Origin of the sequence: Sorangium sp. So ce375 (assembly GCF_051473855.1) — a bacterium.
Lineage (GTDB): Bacteria > Myxococcota_A > Polyangia > Polyangiales > Polyangiaceae > Sorangium.
The window spans coordinates 7,794,240-7,812,304 of record NZ_CP150335.1 but is presented as its reverse complement, the minus strand read 5'-3'; the positions used below and the strand labels follow the sequence as shown (position 1 = coordinate 7,812,304).

The 18,065-nt window shown below is 70.6% G+C and carries 20 protein-coding genes and 2 pseudogenes; 11 read left to right on the top strand and 11 right to left on the bottom strand.

Going from position 1 to position 18,065, the window contains the following annotated elements; genetic code table 11:
- Positions 1-377 precede the first annotated feature (377 nt).
- The 4 genes from WME90_RS28810 to WME90_RS28795 all read right to left on the bottom strand — a co-directional run bounded on the left by WME90_RS28810 (position 378) and on the right by WME90_RS28795 (position 4,303).
- Positions 378-944: a hypothetical protein gene (locus WME90_RS28810; RefSeq protein WP_437275217.1), complete on the bottom strand. Its 567-nt coding sequence runs from the start codon at positions 942-944 to the stop codon at positions 378-380.
- Between the two features lie 73 nt (positions 945-1,017).
- A complete protein-coding gene (locus tag WME90_RS28805) occupies positions 1,018-2,079 on the bottom strand; it encodes a hypothetical protein (protein WP_437275216.1) in 1,062 nt (353 codons plus the stop codon).
- Positions 2,076-3,680 (bottom strand): FecR domain-containing protein, encoded by a 1,605-nt coding sequence (locus WME90_RS28800; RefSeq protein WP_437275215.1) that lies wholly within the window; start codon positions 3,678-3,680, stop codon positions 2,076-2,078. Before WME90_RS28800 ends, WME90_RS28805 begins: the two co-directional genes overlap by 4 nt.
- The gene (locus WME90_RS28795; RefSeq protein ID WP_437275214.1) at positions 3,656-4,303 is read right to left on the bottom strand and encodes an RNA polymerase sigma factor; all 648 of its coding nucleotides are present in this window, start codon (positions 4,301-4,303) and stop codon (positions 3,656-3,658) included. Before WME90_RS28795 ends, WME90_RS28800 begins: the two co-directional genes overlap by 25 nt.
- Before the next feature lie 406 nt (positions 4,304-4,709).
- Here WME90_RS28795 and WME90_RS28790 point away from each other — a divergent pair, with 406 nt between their 5' ends.
- On the top strand, positions 4,710-5,210 hold the full coding sequence (locus WME90_RS28790) for a hypothetical protein (RefSeq protein WP_437275213.1): 501 nt from the start codon (positions 4,710-4,712) through the stop codon (positions 5,208-5,210).
- Positions 5,211-5,769: 559 nt separating this feature from the next.
- On the opposite strand, the gene WME90_RS28785 is transcribed toward WME90_RS28790, so the two are convergent.
- Positions 5,770-6,225 (bottom strand): GNAT family N-acetyltransferase, encoded by a 456-nt coding sequence (locus WME90_RS28785; protein WP_437275212.1) that lies wholly within the window; start codon positions 6,223-6,225, stop codon positions 5,770-5,772.
- A gap of 214 nt (positions 6,226-6,439) precedes the next feature.
- Here WME90_RS28785 and WME90_RS28780 point away from each other — a divergent pair, with 214 nt between their 5' ends.
- On the top strand, positions 6,440-6,958 hold the full coding sequence (locus tag WME90_RS28780) for an N-acetyltransferase family protein (RefSeq protein ID WP_437275211.1): 519 nt from the start codon (positions 6,440-6,442) through the stop codon (positions 6,956-6,958).
- Positions 6,959-7,102: 144 nt separating this feature from the next.
- Here the strand turns inward: WME90_RS28780 and WME90_RS28775 are convergent, their stop codons facing one another.
- The 5 genes from WME90_RS28775 to WME90_RS28755 form a co-directional block, all read right to left on the bottom strand.
- A complete protein-coding gene (locus WME90_RS28775; RefSeq protein WP_437275210.1) occupies positions 7,103-7,396 on the bottom strand; it encodes a protein-glutamine glutaminase family protein in 294 nt (97 codons plus the stop codon).
- Between the two features lie 346 nt (positions 7,397-7,742).
- Entirely contained in the window at positions 7,743-8,141 is a 399-nt protein-coding gene (locus WME90_RS28770; RefSeq protein WP_437275209.1) for a hypothetical protein, read from the bottom strand.
- A 174-nt stretch (positions 8,142-8,315) separates the two neighbouring features.
- A complete protein-coding gene (locus tag WME90_RS28765) occupies positions 8,316-9,590 on the bottom strand; it encodes an MFS transporter (RefSeq protein WP_437283677.1) in 1,275 nt (424 codons plus the stop codon).
- Positions 9,591-9,897: 307 nt separating this feature from the next.
- Positions 9,898-10,476, bottom strand: coding sequence for a transposase (locus WME90_RS28760; protein WP_437283676.1), 579 nt, complete (start codon positions 10,474-10,476; stop codon positions 9,898-9,900).
- A complete protein-coding gene (locus WME90_RS28755; RefSeq protein WP_437283675.1) occupies positions 10,400-10,855 on the bottom strand; it encodes a transposase in 456 nt (151 codons plus the stop codon). The genes WME90_RS28760 and WME90_RS28755 overlap by 77 nt, the downstream gene beginning before the upstream one ends.
- A 195-nt stretch (positions 10,856-11,050) precedes the next feature.
- On the opposite strand from WME90_RS28755, the gene WME90_RS28750 reads away from it, so the two are divergent.
- Positions 11,051-11,233, top strand: coding sequence for a hypothetical protein (locus WME90_RS28750; protein WP_437275208.1), 183 nt, complete (start codon positions 11,051-11,053; stop codon positions 11,231-11,233).
- 26 nt (positions 11,234-11,259) lie between these two features.
- Positions 11,260-11,418: pseudogene (locus tag WME90_RS28745) on the top strand (transposase); the annotation flags it as partial.
- Here WME90_RS28745 and WME90_RS28740 read toward each other — a convergent pair.
- Complete coding sequence (locus WME90_RS28740; protein WP_237244081.1) at positions 11,377-11,514, bottom strand: hypothetical protein; 138 nt, start codon at positions 11,512-11,514, stop codon at positions 11,377-11,379. The pseudogene WME90_RS28745 and the gene WME90_RS28740 overlap by 42 nt on opposite strands.
- Between WME90_RS28740 and WME90_RS28735 the strand changes: the two genes are divergently transcribed.
- The 7 genes and pseudogenes from WME90_RS28735 to WME90_RS28705 all read left to right on the top strand — a co-directional run bounded on the left by WME90_RS28735 (position 11,478) and on the right by WME90_RS28705 (position 18,064).
- On the top strand, positions 11,478-11,882 hold the full coding sequence (locus WME90_RS28735; RefSeq protein WP_437283674.1) for a transposase: 405 nt from the start codon (positions 11,478-11,480) through the stop codon (positions 11,880-11,882). The genes WME90_RS28740 and WME90_RS28735 overlap by 37 nt on opposite strands.
- A gap of 427 nt (positions 11,883-12,309) precedes the next feature.
- Entirely contained in the window at positions 12,310-13,335 is a 1,026-nt protein-coding gene (locus WME90_RS28730) for a hypothetical protein (RefSeq protein ID WP_437275207.1), read from the top strand.
- The gene (locus WME90_RS28725) at positions 13,332-14,009 is read left to right on the top strand and encodes an RNA polymerase sigma factor (protein ID WP_437275206.1); all 678 of its coding nucleotides are present in this window, start codon (positions 13,332-13,334) and stop codon (positions 14,007-14,009) included. Before WME90_RS28730 ends, WME90_RS28725 begins: the two co-directional genes overlap by 4 nt.
- The gene (locus WME90_RS28720) at positions 14,006-15,010 is read left to right on the top strand and encodes a hypothetical protein (RefSeq protein WP_437275205.1); all 1,005 of its coding nucleotides are present in this window, start codon (positions 14,006-14,008) and stop codon (positions 15,008-15,010) included. Before WME90_RS28725 ends, WME90_RS28720 begins: the two co-directional genes overlap by 4 nt.
- A 48-nt stretch (positions 15,011-15,058) precedes the next feature.
- Positions 15,059-16,537 (top strand): hypothetical protein, encoded by a 1,479-nt coding sequence (locus WME90_RS28715; RefSeq protein WP_437275204.1) that lies wholly within the window; start codon positions 15,059-15,061, stop codon positions 16,535-16,537.
- A 903-nt stretch (positions 16,538-17,440) separates the two neighbouring features.
- A pseudogene (locus WME90_RS28710) lies at positions 17,441-17,654 on the top strand (transposase zinc-binding domain-containing protein); the annotation flags it as partial.
- A 155-nt stretch (positions 17,655-17,809) separates the two neighbouring features.
- Positions 17,810-18,064: a transposase gene (locus WME90_RS28705; RefSeq protein WP_437283673.1), complete on the top strand. Its 255-nt coding sequence runs from the start codon at positions 17,810-17,812 to the stop codon at positions 18,062-18,064.
- Position 18,065 lies beyond the last annotated feature (1 nt).

Genomic DNA, 18,065 nt, shown 5'->3' with positions numbered 1-18,065 from the left:
TCGGCTCGAGCGCGAGCCTGCTAGGTCCGACGGTCGAGCCCGCCGCCTCCTGCCGGTGGCAGGCTGCCCGGGAGCGTGAGGGGCGGTGGGATAGTACCTGGTCCGCGTCCTGCTAAAACACCGATCACGTGGAAACCAGGAGAATTTTCACAGAGAGGCGGGGAGGCGGGGAGGAAGAAAGAAAATGAATTTCTCCCTCTTGCCGTCTCTCGCTCCCCGCCTCCTCGCCTCCCTGTGAAATTCCTGGTTTTTTCTCGTGGTTCAACCCGTTCGTCGCTCGAGGTAAGCGCGCAGAGCGCCCGCCACCGTCGAATGGGCGCTCTGTTTTTTTTGTGCTCTGGCCTCCTGAGAGGGTCGAGCAGGCGCGAGGCAGCGGTCTAGTCGCCGCAGCGCTGGACCACGTGATCGCCGTCGATCGGGAACTCCGGGTGGTTGATGTCGCGCACCTTCACGAAGAGCGAGGCCTCGTCGCTCTCGACGATCTCGAGCGTGCCCCAGTATTTGATGCCTGTCCCGCCCCCCCCGCTGCAATCGGCCGAGAGCGTGAACTGCTGGAAGCCGATCCGTGGATCGGACAGATCGATCAGACCAAGCGTGTTGAGCTCGGGTGGGATCATCAAGATGTGTTGCCAGACAGGCGCGATGTCGCACGTGCCGCCGAGCTGGATCTGCATCGGGATCACGGGATCGGTGCATTGCTGGACAGCGCTGCTGAAGAAGAGGACGAGCGCGTCGGGATCATCCCACGGCGGCGGATCGAGCGTGGGATGCGCGGGAAAGAAGTGGAGCGCCCCGAAATCCACGTCGCTGCCTCGCAGCGCGATCACGTTGGGGCTCGAGGCGGACGACTCCGGGGAGCTCTTCAAGGCCCCGCTTTGAATGGGATCGAGGACGACCTCCTGACATCCGCCGCTCATCACCGCCATCGCTCCGAGGACCATCATCCATCGTTTCATTCGAACGACCTCCAGGCCAGGCTCCAGAGGTGAAGTCTCTCCGGGGCGCGAGGGCGGCTCATCAAAACAAACCGAGCTCGATGCCGGCTGAAGAGAGGATGAACGGTTTGCCCCAGGTCGCGGTCTCGTGCTGGGCGAACTGGACGGAGACACCCTGGAGGACCCCGCTCGCGAGGACGGCCGCGTGCAGGCGGAACGTGGGGGTCAGGGCGAAGGAGAGGCCGAAGCTCGCGAAGGGGCTGACGGCCACGGCGGCGGACCCGCTCGCGCGGAAGCCTGCGCTGGCCACCCCCGTGCTCCAGAGCGACACGGCCGCGAGGCCGAGATCGGCAGAAGCCGCCCACGGGCTGGCGCGCGCGGCCAGCAGGAAGCGCGCGCCCCCACCGGCGAGCAGGACCGAGAGGTCGGCGCTGCCTTGCGGCCGCTCGATCCGGGGGGAGGTGAGCGGAATCGCGGCAAACCCGATCGCGCCGACGTGCTCGCTCGGCATCCAGGCGAGGCCGAGGTGGATGTCGACCGCCGCGCCGAAGCCGCCTGGGCTCAGGAGCACGCCGGGAGCGAGCGAGAGGCGGAGCGCCGGCGACGCCCTCTCTGCCGGCGGTGGCGGCGCGGCCGGCGAGGGGACGCGCATCTTCTCGCGGATCTCGGGCGTCGCGGGCACCTCTCCGGGGGGCGGCGCGGGCAGGGCCACCTCGAGGAGGCTGGCGCGCAGGAGCTCGACGGCGCGGAGCGCGAGCGCCGCGTCGCGGTCGGGCGTGCCGCCGTCGTCCACCATCTCGCGGAGGACGGTCTTCCCGGTCACCCGATCGGTGATCCACACCTCGACGCCGCGCTCGGTGGGGACGGCGCGGATCGCGGCGATCGCGCCCACCGCGCGCGCCGAAGCCTCGAGGGACGCGCGCGACGCCGGCGCGGCCGCGGGGTCGAGCAGCTCCGCGCGGAAGCCCAGCGACTCGATCTCGGCGATGACCCGCAGGCCGAAGCGATCGCCGGGGGCGCAGAGGACTGCGATCGTCGAGGGGGCTTCGGACTGGGTCTCATCGGCACTCGCGCCCTTCGCGAGGGAGGCCCCTGCTGCGAGCGTGGCCGCGGCGAGGAGGAGCGGCGCGAAGCGGCGTGTCACGGCGCCGGAGGCTCGGCGGCAGGGCCCGGCTCGCCGGGCGAGCCGCCGGGGGTGACCGGCTTCGACCTGCGCGCGAGCACGTGCCTCGCGTACGCCGCGTGCGGGCCGCTGGGATGAGCGGCGAGGTACCGCTCCGCCGCTCGTCGGGCGCCCGCCTCGTCGCCCCGCTTGTCCTCCGCCTCGACGAGGCGCCCCGCGGCATCGGCGGCGAACGCCCCCGCCGGCTGCTCGCTCAGGTAGCGGGTGAACCAGCCCGCGGCGCCCGCGTGGTCCTTGCTCTGGTCCTGGGCGATCCTTCCCAGCATGAACGCGGCCGACGCGGCCTCGGGCGAGCCGGGGAACCTGGCGCGGAGGGCGGCGAAGGCCTGGGCGGCGCGCGCCGGGCTCCCGCCGAGCCGGGCCGCGTCGCCGAGCGCGTGCAGATCGCCCGCGCTCGCGGCGCCGCAGATCGCGTCGAACCCCTCGCGCTCCGCGGCGGCCAGGGCTTCCCTGTACCTGGCGTCGAGGGCCAAGGTGCGCCATGGGGGCGTCTCTCGGAGCGCGGGCGAGGGCGCGATCGGACTCTGGTCGCTCGCTCGCCCTTCCAGCACGGCCGTCCTGGCGTCCGGGGTGCGGGCGGGCGCCGAGGGGCCGCCCGCCGAGGGCCCGCCCGTCGAGGGCGCAGCCGCGCTCGGAGCGGCCGTGCTCGGGGCGACCGCGCCGGGATCGGCCGCGCTCGGAGCCTCCGCGTCTGGATCGGCCGCGCTCGGGGCGACCGCGCCGGGATCGGCCGCGCTCGGAACGGCTGGGCCTGGGGCGGTCGCTGTCGAGGCGGGGCCCGCGACGGCGTCGATGGCGCTCACCTCGAGGGTGCTCGTCGCGGGCGAGATGGTGAGCCGCTCGCCGGCGCGCACGGCGCGCGAATCGCCCACGACCGGCCCGGAGATCGTGATCGCCCCCTCGCGCAGCGCGAGCACGAGCCGCTCGGTCACCGGGTCCCATCGGGTCTCGAAGCGCGTCCCGATCACGTGAACCTGGAACGGCCCGACCCGCACCGTCCAGCGCGCGCCCTCGCGGTGGACGACCGAGAGATCGAGCGCGCCTCGTTCCAGGGAGAGCTCCGCGCCGTCGGCGCCCACCGAGGCGACGCGGGCGCGCCCCCCGGGCGCGAGGCGGAGCAACGTGCCGTCGGAGAACCGGATCGGCAGCTCCGCCGTGGCGGGCGCGGCGATCCACGCGCCGACGACCCCTGGATCGGCCGTCCCGAGCTCGAAGCTCATCGGAGCGCGGGGGCGCGCCACGAGCGCCACCGCGAGCGCGGCGACGAGCAGCGCCGCCGCTGCCAGCGAGGCGGCGACCCCCGCCGGGAACCGCCTTCCAGGCGAGCGCGGCCTCGGGCTGCTGGCCGCGCCATCCCCGCCGAGCCTCGCCAGCCGCGGCGCCCAGGAGGCCCTGTGGCGGGGCCCCCCTCCGCGATCGGCCTGCTCTGCATCGGGCAGCGGCGCCGCTGCGAGCAGCCGCGCCCGCCCGCGCTCGCGATCGAGCCGCGCCTCCGGCGTCCGGTCCTGAAGCTCGGCCACATGCCGCCCCAGGGTGGTCAGCGAGCGCTCGGATTGCCCCACCGGGTACCTCCATCGAGCCACGCCACGAGCGCGGGTTGCTTGCGCGCTTCGGCCTCGAAGCGGGCGCTGGCGCGGGCGAGCCGCCGCTTGATCGTCGCGAGCGAGGTCTCGCACGCCGCGGCGACCTCGGTGAGCTCCATGCCGTCGATGAACCGGAGCGCGAAGGCGATGCGCTCGTCCACCGGGAGCGCGTCGAGGACCGCGTAGGTCGCGCGCAGCGCGTCCAGCACGTCGCCCGACGCCGCGCCGGACTCGATCTCGGGCAGCTCCTCGCTCGGCAGGAACCAGAGCCAGCTGCGCCGCTTCCTGCGGGTGATCGACGATCGCGCCACGTGCACCGCGATCATCGTGAGCCAGCCCTTGAGCGCGCTCGGGTCCTCGAGGCCCGGCAGCGAGCCGAGCGCGCGGACGAAGACGTCGTGGTGCAGGTCGGCCAGGTCGTCGCTGAAGCCGAGCAGCCGGTAGAGCACCCGGTGGACGTGATCCGCGAACCGGTCGTAGAGGGCGGCGCGCGCCCCGGGGTCTCCGCTCCGGAACGCGTACACGAGCGCCGCGTCGTCGCCGGCGAAGGCTTGCTTCGGGGCGGGCGGCGGCGCTCGGACGAGCTTCAACGGGCGGGTCAATCGAGGCTCCTCTGCTGAAGTCCCGCGAGGGGAGGCCCACGGCTCACGGGGTCGCACGATTTCCCCCCGAGGCTCGCGGCGAGCGACGCAGGGGCCGCTCAGCTCCACGAAGGGCCGTTCCTGCGGCGGCCGGCCGAGCCTTCAGGCGAGCGTTGCGGCGCAAGGTCGCGCTGCGGGAGCTGTCGCCGGCGCGGGCGATCGGCGACGGCGACGGCGACGGCGACGGCGAGGAATAGTGGGGCTGTTTGCGCCCACAGAAGTGGGGTCGTTTCAAGCAGACTGGGGTAACTACCCCACCACCTGTTTAGAGGCTCCCGGGAGAGGTGAGACTCGAGCCGGAGGCTGTCGAGAGGCTCCCGGGAGAGATGAAACTCAAGCCAGAGGGTGTCGAGAGCTCCCGGGAGAGGTGAGGCTCAAGCCGGAGGCTGTCGAGAGGCTCCCGGGAGAGATGAAACTCAAGCCGGAGGCTGTCGAGAGGCTCCCGGGAGAGGTGAGGCTCAAGCCGGAGGCTGTCGAGAGGCTCCCGGGAGAGATGAAACTCAAGCCGGAGGGTGTCGAGAGGCTCCCGGGAGAGGTGAGACTCAAGCCGGAGGCTGTCGAGAGGCTCCCGGGAGATGTGCCTCTTCATCCCGGGGGCGCGCGCTGGGGAATCGGAGGGCCCCGCGGCGGCCTCAGCCCTCTAGTTCCGCCCGCCAGGAGTCCGGCCAGGGATGGCCGGACTTCTGCGCCGCTTCGCGGCGGCTTTGCGCGGGCGGCCCTAGCTTTGTTTCCTCGGGGCTCCGCCCCGAACCCCCGCGTCCGCGTCGCGGCCGCGCTAGTTCCGCGTGTCAGAAATCCTGGCGGGACGATTCCGCGGGGGCGAACCGTCGCGATCCGGTGCTTTGCCCCGAATTTCAGGGAGGCGTGACGACGGATCGCTGCCCGTCGGTGGGGTTGGGCCCAACCCGGGCCCAACCGGCGAGCCTCGATCCTGGGAAGCTCGCGTCGGCCGACGCGTCGCCTCGGGCCCTCGTGGTTGCCTCGCTCGCCGGCCCCCTGAACCGCGCCGTCGCCCTTGGGGATGAGGAGGCGGCGCGGATCGTTCACGAGGCGATCGGCCGGCTGCTCGGCCTGGTGCCAGCACCGGAGGGGAGAGAAAGGTCGCGCCGACGGTAGCAAGCCGCATTGACGAGGCGCCCGGATAGGACAGGTGCGGAGATCCGCGGAAACCGAACTGTCTTGGCCTTGGCCGGCACTGTCGGAGATGGCGGCCGATGTGGCACAGGACAGCTGTTCGCGCCCGATCGAGTGAACGAGCTGAGCCCTTGGGTCGCCGCGTCTCCGACGCCTGCTCTCCGTGTTCACGGAGACCAAGCCCCGGGCCGACCGAACATTCAGTACGACACGCCATCGAGGACGAACAGGATCCGGAGATCGATTCACGTTGCCGAGTTCGTGGAGGCTCGGCCAGCGCGAGCGGCGGCGCGTCAGCGCGACAGGTCGAGCTCGAAGAGCGGGAGCAGCCGGCCAGGGATGCTGGCAGAGCCCTTCTCGCCCACGCGCCGCGCGCCGCAGGCCTCGTAGAACCGCCCGGCGTTAGGATCGCCCTGGATCACGAGGACGCGGTACCCGCGTCGCCACGCTTCGTCGCGCGCGTGCGCCAGGAGCGCGCGGCCATGACCGCGCCCGATCTCCTCCGGCTCGACGAAGAGGTGGCCGAGCTCCACCCGGGTCGAGCTCAGGGCCTCGAGCGTGTAAAACCCGAGCGCCTCGTCTCCGCGCACCAGGACGAAGGTCGGATGCCGCGCCACGTACGCCGGCGAGATCGAGAGCTCCGCGCGGCACGCCTCCATGAACTCGCGCGTGTAGCCCCAGTGCACCTTGGAACGGAGGGCGAGCGCGCCGAGGAGCTCAGCCTCCTCGGGGCGAGCGGCCCGGATCACGGGGACCTCAGGCAGGCGAGCCGACCGGGCGCGCCGGGGACGGCGGCGCGCCGGTCTCCGCCGGGCGGTGTCTGCTGGCGCAAGGGCATGGCTTCGGCATGCATGGCTTCGGCATTCTAGCGACGGGCTCCTGACCTCGCGATGTGCTGCGAGCGGACCAGCTCTCCGCGTGACGGCGTCTGCAACCGGCCCCGTCGAGTGATAAGAGAACGTCATGGGGTTCGATGTGCCTTTGATCCGAGAAGCACGGCCGGAGGACGCGCCGCTGCTCGCGGCAGCCGAGCGCGCGATCGCGAGCGTTCCGGGGAAGCTCGCCTCGATGCCCGACGAAATCGTCGACGACGACCTTCGAAAGAAGATAGTCGAGCTCGACGATCGCTGCGGCGGCATCTATCTCGTCGCCGAACACGCGGGCACGGTCGTCGGGCATGCGTTCTTGGAACCGCTCTCACTTGACGCGACGTCGCACGTCGTCAGGCTGATGATCGCCGTTCACGAAGGCCATCAACGCCAAGGCGTTGGCAGAGCCCTCATGAACTCGCTCTTGCGCTGGGCGCGGTCAAACCCGCGCGTTGAAAAAGTCGAGCTTCAGGTGCGCTCGTCGAACGAGCCCGCGATCGCGCTTTATCGATCACTCGGGTTCGTCGAAGAGGGGCGTAAGACGAGGCGGCTGAAGATCGGTCCGAACGAGTATCTTGACGACGTTTACATGGCTCTGTGGGTTGGTCCGTAAAGCGCGAACCTTGCGCGCTCTCTAGAACGATACTCTTGCGTTTTGGCTTGTATGGGAAGGTGCCGGCCACTGCGAATCGCCAACGTTGACGTTGCGTGGTTCTGAGTGCGGCGATGCAACTAGCAGTCTCGCTGCCAAGCAATTCTACGCAATGCTCGATCGCCAAAATCGATAGGTGATTTTTGTGTCGGCTCCAGGCTGCCAAACCGTTGAGATAGCGACGTCGATGTCGTCGGCGACGCTGAACCGAGAGGGCCACTCCGCGATCGGGAGGGGCCGCGACGGATCGATGGCGACGTCCAGGATCATGAGCTGTCCACCGACCCGGACCACGGGCGCGACGTGGTGGGACCACGTCGCGGTTCCGGACGGCTCGTTGGTTGTCTGGAAGACCAGCCGCCACAGGCCGAGGCGGCCAGGGCCGCCCCCGCGACACACAACATTCTTGCAAGAGTAAAATAAGACTGTCGCATGAATCTGATCTCCCTGCGTAAGACATGAAGCGCCCCGAGAGGAGCCGTCACGCTCGGAGCATGTCGGGGACCACGGGGTGCGGCGCACCAAAGCACCGCTCGCGGTCCCCGCACGGCGGACATCGGCGATTCTCGAGGCTCGGCTGGCTCCTGCGCCGCCGCTCGACGGTTACCGGGTGGATGCCGGCAACCCCGGTCGTCCTTCGCTCGAACCGCATCGGATCGCGCCGTTTTCCTGCTGTGCGCAACCACGCACCGCGACGCGAGGACTTCCCTCTGCAGGGGCGCAGTGCCTCGGTGTACAATGCTCATCATGAAGAGCTTTTCCTGATGAGACACGCTGTGTCTGCCTGTCGCGTGCAGCCCCGAGAACCCGGACTTCGATCCAGCGAGCTCCGACGCCACGAGCACGGGGACGTCCGGCGGGGGCGGCGGCTTGCCCGCTTGCGATGATGGGCAGACCTTCTGCTCCGGATCCTGCGCGGACACGAGCTCCGGCATCGCCCACGCATCGTGAGCGAGCTGATCGAGTCGGCACCACTCATGGCGTGTCTGTCGGATCGCGAGCGGCTTCTCCGCTCGATGCTGCGCCGTGCGACCGGGCAATGTGCTCTTGTCTTTGTTGAGCTCCTCGTGACGGTGAGCGACTGGTCCACGAGGACGTCGTCGCCGAGCTCGACCCAGTTCGGGTGTGCGTAGAAGTCCTGCACCGCGTGAAGCGAACGGGAAAGGGCCAGGCGACACCTCGCCACGCGCGTCCGCGCAGGGCGCGTGTTGGTCGAGGCTCCTTCCGGGCGAGTTTGCGGTGCAGGACCGTGGTTATCGGGTAGAAGTTGCGGATGCTGGCGGCGGCCTGCGGCCGCCAGGCCTGATCCGCCGGCGCCCTACCAGCCTGCCAGCCGGGGGACGAGCACCCGGATGCTGACGCCGGCGATGAGCAGGCAGCCGGCCAGAAACAGCATGGGGGCGAGCTGGCTGCCGGTCGCGTCGTAGATGCGCGGCACCACGTTCTGGGCCACGAAGCCGCCGAGGTTGCCCACCGAGTTGATGGCGGCGATGCCAGCGGCGGCGTGCGGGCCCGCGAGGAGCTTCTGGGGCACGCTCCAGAACACCGGCTGGCCGGCGAAGATGGCGGCGGCGGCGACGCACAGCAGGGCGAACTTGGGCGCTGCGCCCGGCACGACCACGCTCAGCACCAGGGTGACGGCGCCCAGCAGCATGGGGCCGGAGATGTGCCAGGCGCTGACGCCGTTGCGGGCGGCATGGCGCGGCACCCACCAGAGCGCCAAGGCGACGAAGACCCAGGGGATGACGTTGATGAAGCCGTTCTGGATGTTCGAGGCGCCGAAGCCCTTCACGAGGGTGGGCAGCCAGTAGCTGAGGCCGTAAGCGCCGAGCGGCAAGCCGACATACAGGCCGGCGAGCGCCATCACTCGTATGTCCAGCAAGGCCCGCCAGGGGGAGCCTTCCGCCTGTTGGCGGGGCTCCGCGGCGAGGGTCCTGGCGAGCCAGGCCTTCTGGTCGGGGGTGAGGAAGCGGGCCTGCTCGGGGTGGCTCGGCAGGCGCCAGAGGACGTAGGGCGCGAGCAGGACGGCGGGAGCGCCGGTGGCCACGAACACCCACTGCCAGCCAGCCAGTCCCAGGAGGCCGTTGAGATCGAGCAGCGCGCCGCCGATGACCGAGCCCACCGCGTTGGCCACGGCGCTGGCCATCATGAAGGCGCCGATCATGCGGGCGCGGTGCGCATGCGGGTACCAGAGGGTCAGGACGTAGAGCACGCCCGGGAAGAAGCCGGCCTCCGTCACGCCCAGCAGGAAGCGCAGGACGAAGAACATGGCCGGGCTCTGGGTGAACCCCAGCGCGATGGTGACGAGGCCCCAGGTGCCCATGATCCGGCTGAACCAGACCCCGGCGCCGACGCGGACGAGGATCAGGTTGGCCGGCGCCTCGAACAGGAAGTAGCCGAGGAAGAACAGCGAGGCGCCGAGGCCGTATGCGGCTTCGGTGAGGCCCAGGGCGCCCACCATCTCCAGCTTGGCATAGGAGACGTTCTGCCGGTCGATGTACGCGATCAGGTACATCAGGCAGAAGAGCGGCATCAGGCCACGGGTGATCCGCTTCAGGGTCGCGGCGCCGATGTCCGGGGTCGCGACGCCCATGTCCGGGGCCGCGGGGCCCATGTCCGGGGCCGCGCCCCCTGCGTGCTGCATGCCATCCTCCAATCCTCTCGATAGGCTAAGAAATCCAAACTCGATCCGAAAGTCAAGCTCCTCTCGTAGCGGCCGTCCAATCGTACAGCCGCGCTGCATGCGATGGTTGACATGCGCTTGGCTGTGGGTTGCCGTGTCGCCGCTCCGCGGAGCGGCTACTCCTGCGGAACAGCCATCTAAGCGGATAGGAAACGATAGAGCTCTCGCCCGTGTCAAGCCCCGCGGGAACGGCGCCTGGCGAGCCGTCTATCGCGCATCAAACACCCGCTCGCCCCGTCACAGGGCCCGCGCGCCGTGCATTGGGTGCAGCTCCGGCTCGACGGACCGCGACGTGCGTTCGCCATGACGGGCTCGGGCCGGGTGCCCACCTACGCCGCGTCGAACCCGAACGCCATCGGTTCCCACGTTGGATCGCGCGCGGGTGCTGCCGTTCGGGGCTGTGAGTGCGTCCCCGCCGAGGTGTCTTCAGCAAGTACGCTATACGCCCATCGGGCAGGAGCTCGATTCGAGCGAGTGCGAAGGCCGGGCGGGAGCAGTACCGCACGAGCCTCTCGCGCGCGGATCGTCGACCGCCGTCATCCGCTGCGATGCGCACCGCGCAATGCACCTCGAACCCGTCGCACGCCGCGGAGAAGCGTCGCTCTCGGCGCTCGAAAGCCGCGTCGGGACTGTCCTTGTGCTCGAAAGGCCGCGCAAGATACGCTCCACCTGCGAGTGCGAGCTGGGTACACGCATCGAGCGCGGAGGGCTCGATGGTCTCATTGCTGCGCTCCTCGGCCGCGCGCTCGTCGAGGTAGCCGCGGCGCCGTAGCCAAAGAAGCGCACGCTCGCGCACCCGTCGCGCCACCTCGCTGACATCGTCCTTTGAAGGCGGCGGCGCATCGTGGAAGCGCACGCCCATGGCGGTCTTCTCGAAAACGCCGTCGATTGCCAGCGGCGGTCTTCTCGAAAACGCCGTCGATTGCCAGCGTGTGAAAATGGACGTGAACGTTCAAGCTCGAGCCGAATCTCTGAGGGAACCCGACCGAGCCCGTCCGTGCGCCGGCGATGCTCGCGAGCAGCGAAGGAGAATCCCGCGGCGCTGCGCCGCCAGGCCAGGCGCCGACCCCGATCGGTGATGCCGCGGGCCCTTCACCGCGGGCGACGCGAAGGCGGAGGGCGCCCCGTTGGGCCACACCAGAGCCGCCCTCGGCGGCGAAACAGGCGGAAGCCATGAGAATCGCTACTGTTTCCAGCAACCGCTCGCCATCGACCGGTGTTTCTGGCGGGACGATTCCGTGGGGGCGAACCGTCGCGATCCGTCGCATCCCCGGGGATTTCCGGAGGGCGTGACGACGGATCGCACCCGTTCGGAGGGCGTGGACCCAACCCGGGCCCAGCGGCCAAGCCCCGGGCTTGGGGAGCTCGCCGTGACCGATCCGTCGCGTCGGGCTGCGGTGGTCGCCTCGCTCGCCAGCACCCTATGCCGCGCCGTCGCCCTCGGGGATGAGGTGGCGGCCCGGGTCGTTCACGAGGCGATCGGACGGCTGCTCGGGCTGCCGGTGGCGCCGCGCGCCGAGGCGCGTGCGGCGCGGTCAAGAGCGGCGCGGTGACCGTCGTGCAACACACGTCCGGCGACATGCGGCTCAATCCGCATCTGCACGTGGTCTTCCTCGACGGGGCTTATCACGAAGACGGCACCGAGCTCGTGTGGAACGAGCTCGGTCCCCTGCGAACGCGCGAGGTCGGTCAGGTCCTAGAGCACGCCGTCGGGCGGATGCTCCATTACCTCCGGCGGCACGGGCATCTCGACATCGAGCACGACGTCGAGGAGGACGACGAGCCCGAGGCAGCGCTCTGTGCCTCCGCCGTCTCGGGACGAGAGCCGCGCCATACGTCGTCGCCCCGCAATGGCTCCGCGGGCTCTCGCCGTCTTCTCCGAGCGCGCTCGCGTATGACAAGCCGCTGTGCGCTGCGCTCGACGGCTTCACCTTGCACGCAGCGACGCGCGCCGGTGCGCACCATGCCGCGGCGAGGGAGGCGCTGCTGCGTTACGTGCTGCGACCCCCGATCGCAAAGGAGCGCGTCGAGCCGCAGCAGGACGGCCTGGCGCGGCTGTCGCTCAAGCGCGCCTTCGCTGACGGGACTGTCGCGGTGGACATGGATCCGCTCTCGCTCCTGTGCCGCCTCGCGGCCAGCGTCCCGCCGCCGCGCTTTCACACCTTCGCGCTGCGATCCGGCTTCTTTTACCTACGCGCATGAGCGGGCTTCTGGGGATGAGCGGACTGCGAGTCGGCGACGGCCATGGCCCCTCCTGAGAGCGCGGAGACGAAGCGCAGAGACGCCGCCCCGCGGCGGCGAGCCAGAACGGTACTTAGAACATCAAGGAAACACCAGGTTCACAGGAGAGCCTCGATCGCGCGTGTCGGCGGGCACGCACGGGCGGGCGCAGAGCCCGCCGCGGGCGCGCGTGGGGGCTGGGGGGCGGATGCCGCCGTGGTGCGAGGGCGCGCCTGGTTCCATCCGTCAGGATGGCCGGCCAGGGGTCCGGAGAGAGGATCCAACTGCGCGTGATGGGTTTCAGATCGCTACCTTGCCTTCAAGATAAAAGACACTGTTCGTCTTATCCTCCCGGCCCGTGGCACCTCGACTTCAGAAAGTCTCCGCCCCGTCGAGCGATGCTCGTCGGGTGCGCGCGCTGGGCGACGCCGTGCGCCAGGGCGCGATCGCGGTGGTGGGATGGCTCGTTCTGGTACGAGCGGAGGCCGTCCACGCCGCGAGCGTCGGGGTCGCGGTGGAGCTCGATGAGCAGCGCTGCGTGACGCTCGACGACGTGCGTGCGGCGGCCGCGCTGCGCGGAGGGCGCGTCGACGCCGACTCCACGGTACGGCTCCGGGTCCACGTGCGCGAAGCGGAGCCGCCGAGCGCGGTGACGCTGGTGATCTCGGGAGAAGGCGCGCACGGCGCCATCGAAGCGCGCACGATCGTGGCAGATTCCTGCGCGGAAGCCGCCTCGGCGCTCGGGCTGGTCGTCACGATGGCCGGCGACGACGAGGAGGCCCGGGTCGAAGCTTCCCGCGCCGAGCCTCTCCCCCTGACGCCGCCGGCGAGACCGTCGCAAGGCACAGCCCGCGAGATCAGCCCAACCTTCGCCGCGCCGCCGGCGAGACCGTGGCGAACCACGGCTCGCGAGACCACGCCCGCGACGAAGCTGTATGCGGCGCTCGGCCTGGTGGCCACACCGCTCTACGTAGGGCCGACAGGCGCGCGGCTCTCGGGCGGGCTCGCGGCGGATCGAGCGCTCTTTCCATGGGCCGAGCTCGGCGTGGGGGCGACATTGCCGCGCACCGCGCTCGGAGGGGGAGCGGCGGTGAGCCTCACCTGGCTCACCGCTCGTGCCTCGCTGGCGCCGCTCGGCGCATCCCTCGGCGATCGTGTCTTCGTGAGCGCTTACATGATGCTCGATGCGGGCGCGTTGCTCGCCTCGGGGGAGGGAGCCCCGAAGGTCGACAGCCGGTGGCGCCCGTGGCTCGAGGCGGGCGCCGGCGCACGGGTGCGCGCGCTGCTCGGCGCATGGTCCTTCGTGGATGGGCAGGTCGGGCCCGCGCTGCCCCTCGTTCGGGACGAGTTCTTCTACGTGAACGGCGGGACGGCGTATCAAGCGCCCGCCGTGCGGCTGGACGCCGCGCTCTCCATCGGGGCATATTTTCCGTGATCAAACCGGGGACCTCGTGGATCGCCTGGGACGAGCCCCTCGTGATCACCACCACCGACGACGCCCCCGGTTCCACCGCCGTCCGCTTGGCTCGCCCTCTGGGCGGACTCGTCGACGCGCAGGCGCGTTCCCCCTGCAAGTCCACCACCGACGCCGCCCGCGAGGCGCGGCTCGAAGAGCTCGCGTCGCACCTCGAGTTCCTGTGGCGGTTCGCGTGCCGGATGGGCGTGGGTGAGGCGGCGGCCGAGGACATTGCGCAGGAAGCGTTCGTGGTGGCGGCGTCGCGCCTCGACGCGATCCTTCCCGGCAAGGAGCGCTCGTACCTCGTCTCGGTCGTGGTTCACATGGTCCGGCGCGAGCGAACCCGGCGAGCACGTCACGAAGAGCTCACGGGCGAGCCCTCGGCGCCGGCGGGCGAGCAGCCGGACAGCCGCCTCGACGAGGCGCGCGCGCGCAGGCTGCTGGATGCGTCGCTCGAGGCGCTGGACGACGAGCTTCGCGCGGTGTTCGTGCTCCACGAGATCGAAGAGGAGACGATGGCGGACATAGCCCATCTGCTGGACTTGCCGCCAGGGACCGTGGCGTCACGGCTCCGCCGCGCCCGTGAAGCGTGGAAGCGAGCGACGGAGCGCTTGAAGAAGGGTCTTCCGGTGAGCGGCGGGAGGCGGCCGTGAGCGACTCGTACGACGACTTCGACCGCGCGCTGCTGCGCGCCGGGAGGACGGCGAAGGCGCCTTCCTCGCTCCGCGCGAAGGCCCTCGCGGCCGCCGCGGTGGGGACGGCGACCGCGGCCGCAACGACGAAGCTCGGCGTCGGTACGGCCAAGGCGAGCGGGGCGATCGCGGCGCAGGCCGCTCACGCGTTCGGCCTGAAGGCGGTGCTCGTCGCGTCCATCGGCGTCACGTCGGTCGCATTCGTGCTCGGGGGTGCGTACGTGGCGGCGAGCCGTCACGCGGACGCCGTCGCGTCCGCAGCCCCCGTGCGCTCGCCGCGCGCGGCCTCGCCTCGCGCAGCGGAGATCGGCGAGGTGGCGCCGGCGGCCGCTTCACCCACGCAGGAGGCCACGCAGGAGCAGCCCGCCCTGCCTGCGAAGGCGGAGCCCGCCGTCGCCCCTGCCGCCGAGCCCGCCCCGCTCGCAGCGGCGTCGCCCGCCCCGCTCGCAGCGGCGTCGCCCGCCCCGCGCGCAGCGGCGTCGCCCGCCCCGCGCGCAGCGGCGTCGCCCGCCCCGCGCGCAGCGGCGTCGATCAAGGACGTGGCGCCCGCGCCCCAGGGGACCGGGCTCGCGCGCCAGGTCCCCTCCTCCGCTCCTTCGGTGACGGCGGTCCCCGCCGTCGACCCCCTTCCACGAGAACCCAGCAGTGAGCAGGCCGCGCCGGCCCCTGCGACACCCACCTTCGTACTCTCGGACGAGCTCCGGCTCATCGACGCCGCGCGAGCGGCCCTCGCGCGGGGGGACGCGCCGCTCGCCCTTCGCTTCACCGCCGAGCACGCGGCCCGCTTTCCAGGAGGTAGCCTCGCCATCGAGCGCGACGTCCTCCGCGTCGACGCCCTCGTGGCCGCAGGGCACATCGCGGAGGCCGCATCGCACGCGTGCGCCTTCGCCGCGCGGAGCCCGCGCTCCGCTCAGGCGCCGCGCATGATCAAGGTGGGTCGCTGTTCAAGCACGATTCCGTGATCAAAAGCGCGGAGCGAGAGATCGCCGGACGGTGGAGGATCCTCGCTCATGAGACTTTCGCAGCTAGCGCTCTCCTTGTTGTGGTTCCCGGTCGCCCTCTCAGCCACCACGTTTGGGTGCGCCATAGTTCGCGTGCCGATCGGCGATCTCGACCCCGATGGCTCGGACACGGGCGGCTCGTCGGGTTCCGGCGGCACGGGCAACTCGGGCAGGTGCAGCACGCCGGTGGCCTCCCGTCCCTTCAGCCTGGACGACTGGCCGGCAGTGGGTGGCACTTTTCCGCTGGCGATCACGGGCATCGCCTTCGATCCATCCGGCAACCTCGGCGTGACAGGGTACACGGCGTCGGACGTCGACTTGGGCGGCGGCGTGCTCCGGTCCGGGGGAATCGACGACCTCCTCCTGGCGAAGTACGATGCCGCGGGCAACCACACCCTCAGCAAGCTCTTCGGCGATGATTCGGGCCCGCAGGCCGGCCAGCACATCGTTTTCGACGCGGACTGCAACATGTTCCTCGTACGCACGTTCGCGACCTCATACGACATCTTCCTGGACAAGCTCGACAGCGCCGGCACCCCCCTGTGGAGCAAGCACCTCAACGCCGGGTATCAAGCAGATTGGTATATCCGATCCATCGCGGTGGATCCGACGACGGGTGGCGTGGTGCTCGTGGGAAGATACTACGGGGACCTCGATCTCGGGGGAGGTCTGCTACCGTACGTAGAGGGTGATTACGACCCGACGAGCGGCTACGCGGCGAAGTTCGATGCGATGGGAGACTTTGTCTGGAGCAAGTTCTCCCCGGGCGGCAGCGGCAGGTACACGCCAGGCGGCATCATGGCCGTCGACGCTTCAGGGCATATCGTGATCGCGGCCGACGACTCGGACATCTACGATGACGGTTCAGGCCTATTCGCGCGGCTCTGGCTCGCGCGGTTGGACGCCTCGGGCAACGATCTCTGGAGCAAGGCGTGGACAGCTCCTCTCCATCGTCAATCAGCCTCGGATAGCCAACAAGGCCTCGCTGGCATCGCGGTGGACGGCGACGGAAGCGTGTTCCTCGCCGGGAGCGCGCACTGCGACTTCGATTTCGGCGGCGGACCGCTGGTTGGCGCGGATTGTTCATCCGACAATGCCTTCGTGGCGAAATTCGACGCTCGTGGAGGCCACATCTGGAGCCGAGTCATCGCGGGCAGCTCTGCATCCAAAGCAGTGAGCCTCGGTGTCGACGCTCTCGGGAACACCTTCGTTGCGGGCACCTTCACCGGGACCCTCGATGCCGACGGCACGGCGCTCGGCGCAGAGGACGGAGCTGAGCGGAGGTTCGTCGTGCGGCTCGACGGGGATGGGCATATTTCGTGGTCCCAAACCCTCGGCCCCGAGCTCAGCAACGTGCTGAGCCTCGCCGTGGACCCCGGAGGAAACGTCGCCATTTTGGGGGAAGACGACAGCGGCGCGACTGGATCCCCGTTTTTCTACAGATTGGGAGGAAATGTCGTGACGAAGCTCAACGTCGCAGCGCCGTGACCCTGCTTCGAGCAGTTCTCGAAGGAAGCGCGTCGTCCGCCGGTCGGGCGCGCGCTGGATCCCGAGCCGGGGGTGGGATGAGCGGAATGCACGCGGGGCGGGGCCGATGGCCCTGCGACTAGGGGCACGCGCAGACGCCGCCGTGGTGTGAGCAGCAACCCCGCTTCACGTAGGTGCAGGTCGGCGACAGCGTGCCGTCGCAGCAGCACACGCGGCCCTCGGGCGCCGGCCGCGAACGCGCCGGCGCAGCCGGCCCGCCGCCCGGTCGCGCGGGGGCGGGCGCGCCTTCGGCCTCGCGCTGCCGCGATACTAGCCGGATCGCCGGAACAGGCTCAGCAACCGCCTGAGCAGCCCCGGTTTCGCGGTCGGCGCGCCCGCCGCCGGCTCCGCCTGGTCGCGACGTGCTGACCTTGGCGCCGCATCGCGGGGCTTTGCCGCAGCGGCGTCACGGGGCTTTGCTGCAGCAGGAGGCGCTCCGGGCTCCTCACGGGCGGCCTCCACGTTCTGGTCCGCGGTGCGCTCGGCCGCGTGGCTCGGTGCCTGCTTCCCTGCCGCGAGCCGGGGGCTCGGCGAGCGCCTCCGCCGCCGCGGCAGCGAGCGTCGCGGCCCGCCGGCCCCCGGCCCGCCACTCCGCCATGGCGCCGCCATGGGCGATGGCCCGGCGGGTTGTCGAAATTCGCGGCGAAAACGCGCCCTCACCGCGTGGCGTGCGGCGTGCGGTGTCGGCGCCGTGCGGCCAGCGCGGCTCGCACCACGGGCGTCGTCTACGAGCGCCGTCGCCCCGAGAAGACGACGCTCTACGCGATCGTGCGCGACAACGTGGAGACGCTGTACGGGGCCATTGACGACGGCGCAATCGCCGTCCGGATACCCAAGCACGCGAAGAAGGAGCTCAAAGCCTATCTCGACTGCGGGCTGCTCTGCCGCGGGTTCGCGCGGCTCCGGTGCGAGCGCTGCGAAGAGAGTCGGCTGGTGGCCTTCAGCTGTAAAGGACGCGGTTTCTGCCCGTCGTGTCTGGGCCGACGCATGTGTGCCACGGCGGCGACCCTGATCGAGGACGTCCTGCCCGAGGTGGCGCACCGTCCGTGGGTGTTGACGTTTCCGTTTCCGTGGCGGCGCAGGCTCGCCCAGGACGGGGTGTTGTTCGGGGTGCTGACCCGCATCTTCGTCGAGAGCGTGGAGCGGTTCTACGAAGAGCGCGGTGCGCGCCGAGGAGCGTGCGGCGCGGTCAAGAGCGGCGCGGTGACCGTCGTGCAACGCACGTCCGGCGACATGCGGCTCAATCCGCATCTGCACGTGGTCTTCCTCGACGGGGCTTATCACGAAGACGGCACCGAGCTCGTGTGGAACGAACTCGGTCACCTGCGAACGGGCGAGGTCGGTCAAGTCCTAGAGCACGCCGTCGGGCGGATGCTCCGTTACCTCCGGCGGCACGGGCATCTCGAGATCGAGCACGACGTCGAGGAGGACGACGAGCCCGAGGCCGCGCTCTGTGCTTCCGCCGTCTCGGGACGAGAGCCGCGCTAGA

Coding starts and splice junctions, on each gene's coding strand:
- WME90_RS28810 (WP_437275217.1), bottom strand. CDS start 944: ATGATGGTCCTCGGAGCGATGGCGGTGATGAGCGGCGGATGTCAGGAG.
- WME90_RS28780 (WP_437275211.1), top strand. CDS start 6,440: ATGGGGTTCGATGTGCCTTTGATCCGAGAAGCACGGCCGGAGGACGCG.
- WME90_RS28765 (WP_437283677.1), bottom strand. CDS start 9,590: ATGGGCGTCGCGACCCCGGACATCGGCGCCGCGACCCTGAAGCGGATC.
- WME90_RS28755 (WP_437283675.1), bottom strand. CDS start 10,855: ATGGCTTCCGCCTGTTTCGCCGCCGAGGGCGGCTCTGGTGTGGCCCAA.
- WME90_RS28740 (WP_237244081.1), bottom strand. CDS start 11,514: ATGGCGCGGCTCTCGTCCCGAGACGGCGGAGGCACAGAGCGCTGCCTC.
- WME90_RS28715 (WP_437275204.1), top strand. CDS start 15,059: ATGAGACTTTCGCAGCTAGCGCTCTCCTTGTTGTGGTTCCCGGTCGCC.
- WME90_RS28705 (WP_437283673.1), top strand. CDS start 17,810: ATGCGGCTCAATCCGCATCTGCACGTGGTCTTCCTCGACGGGGCTTAT.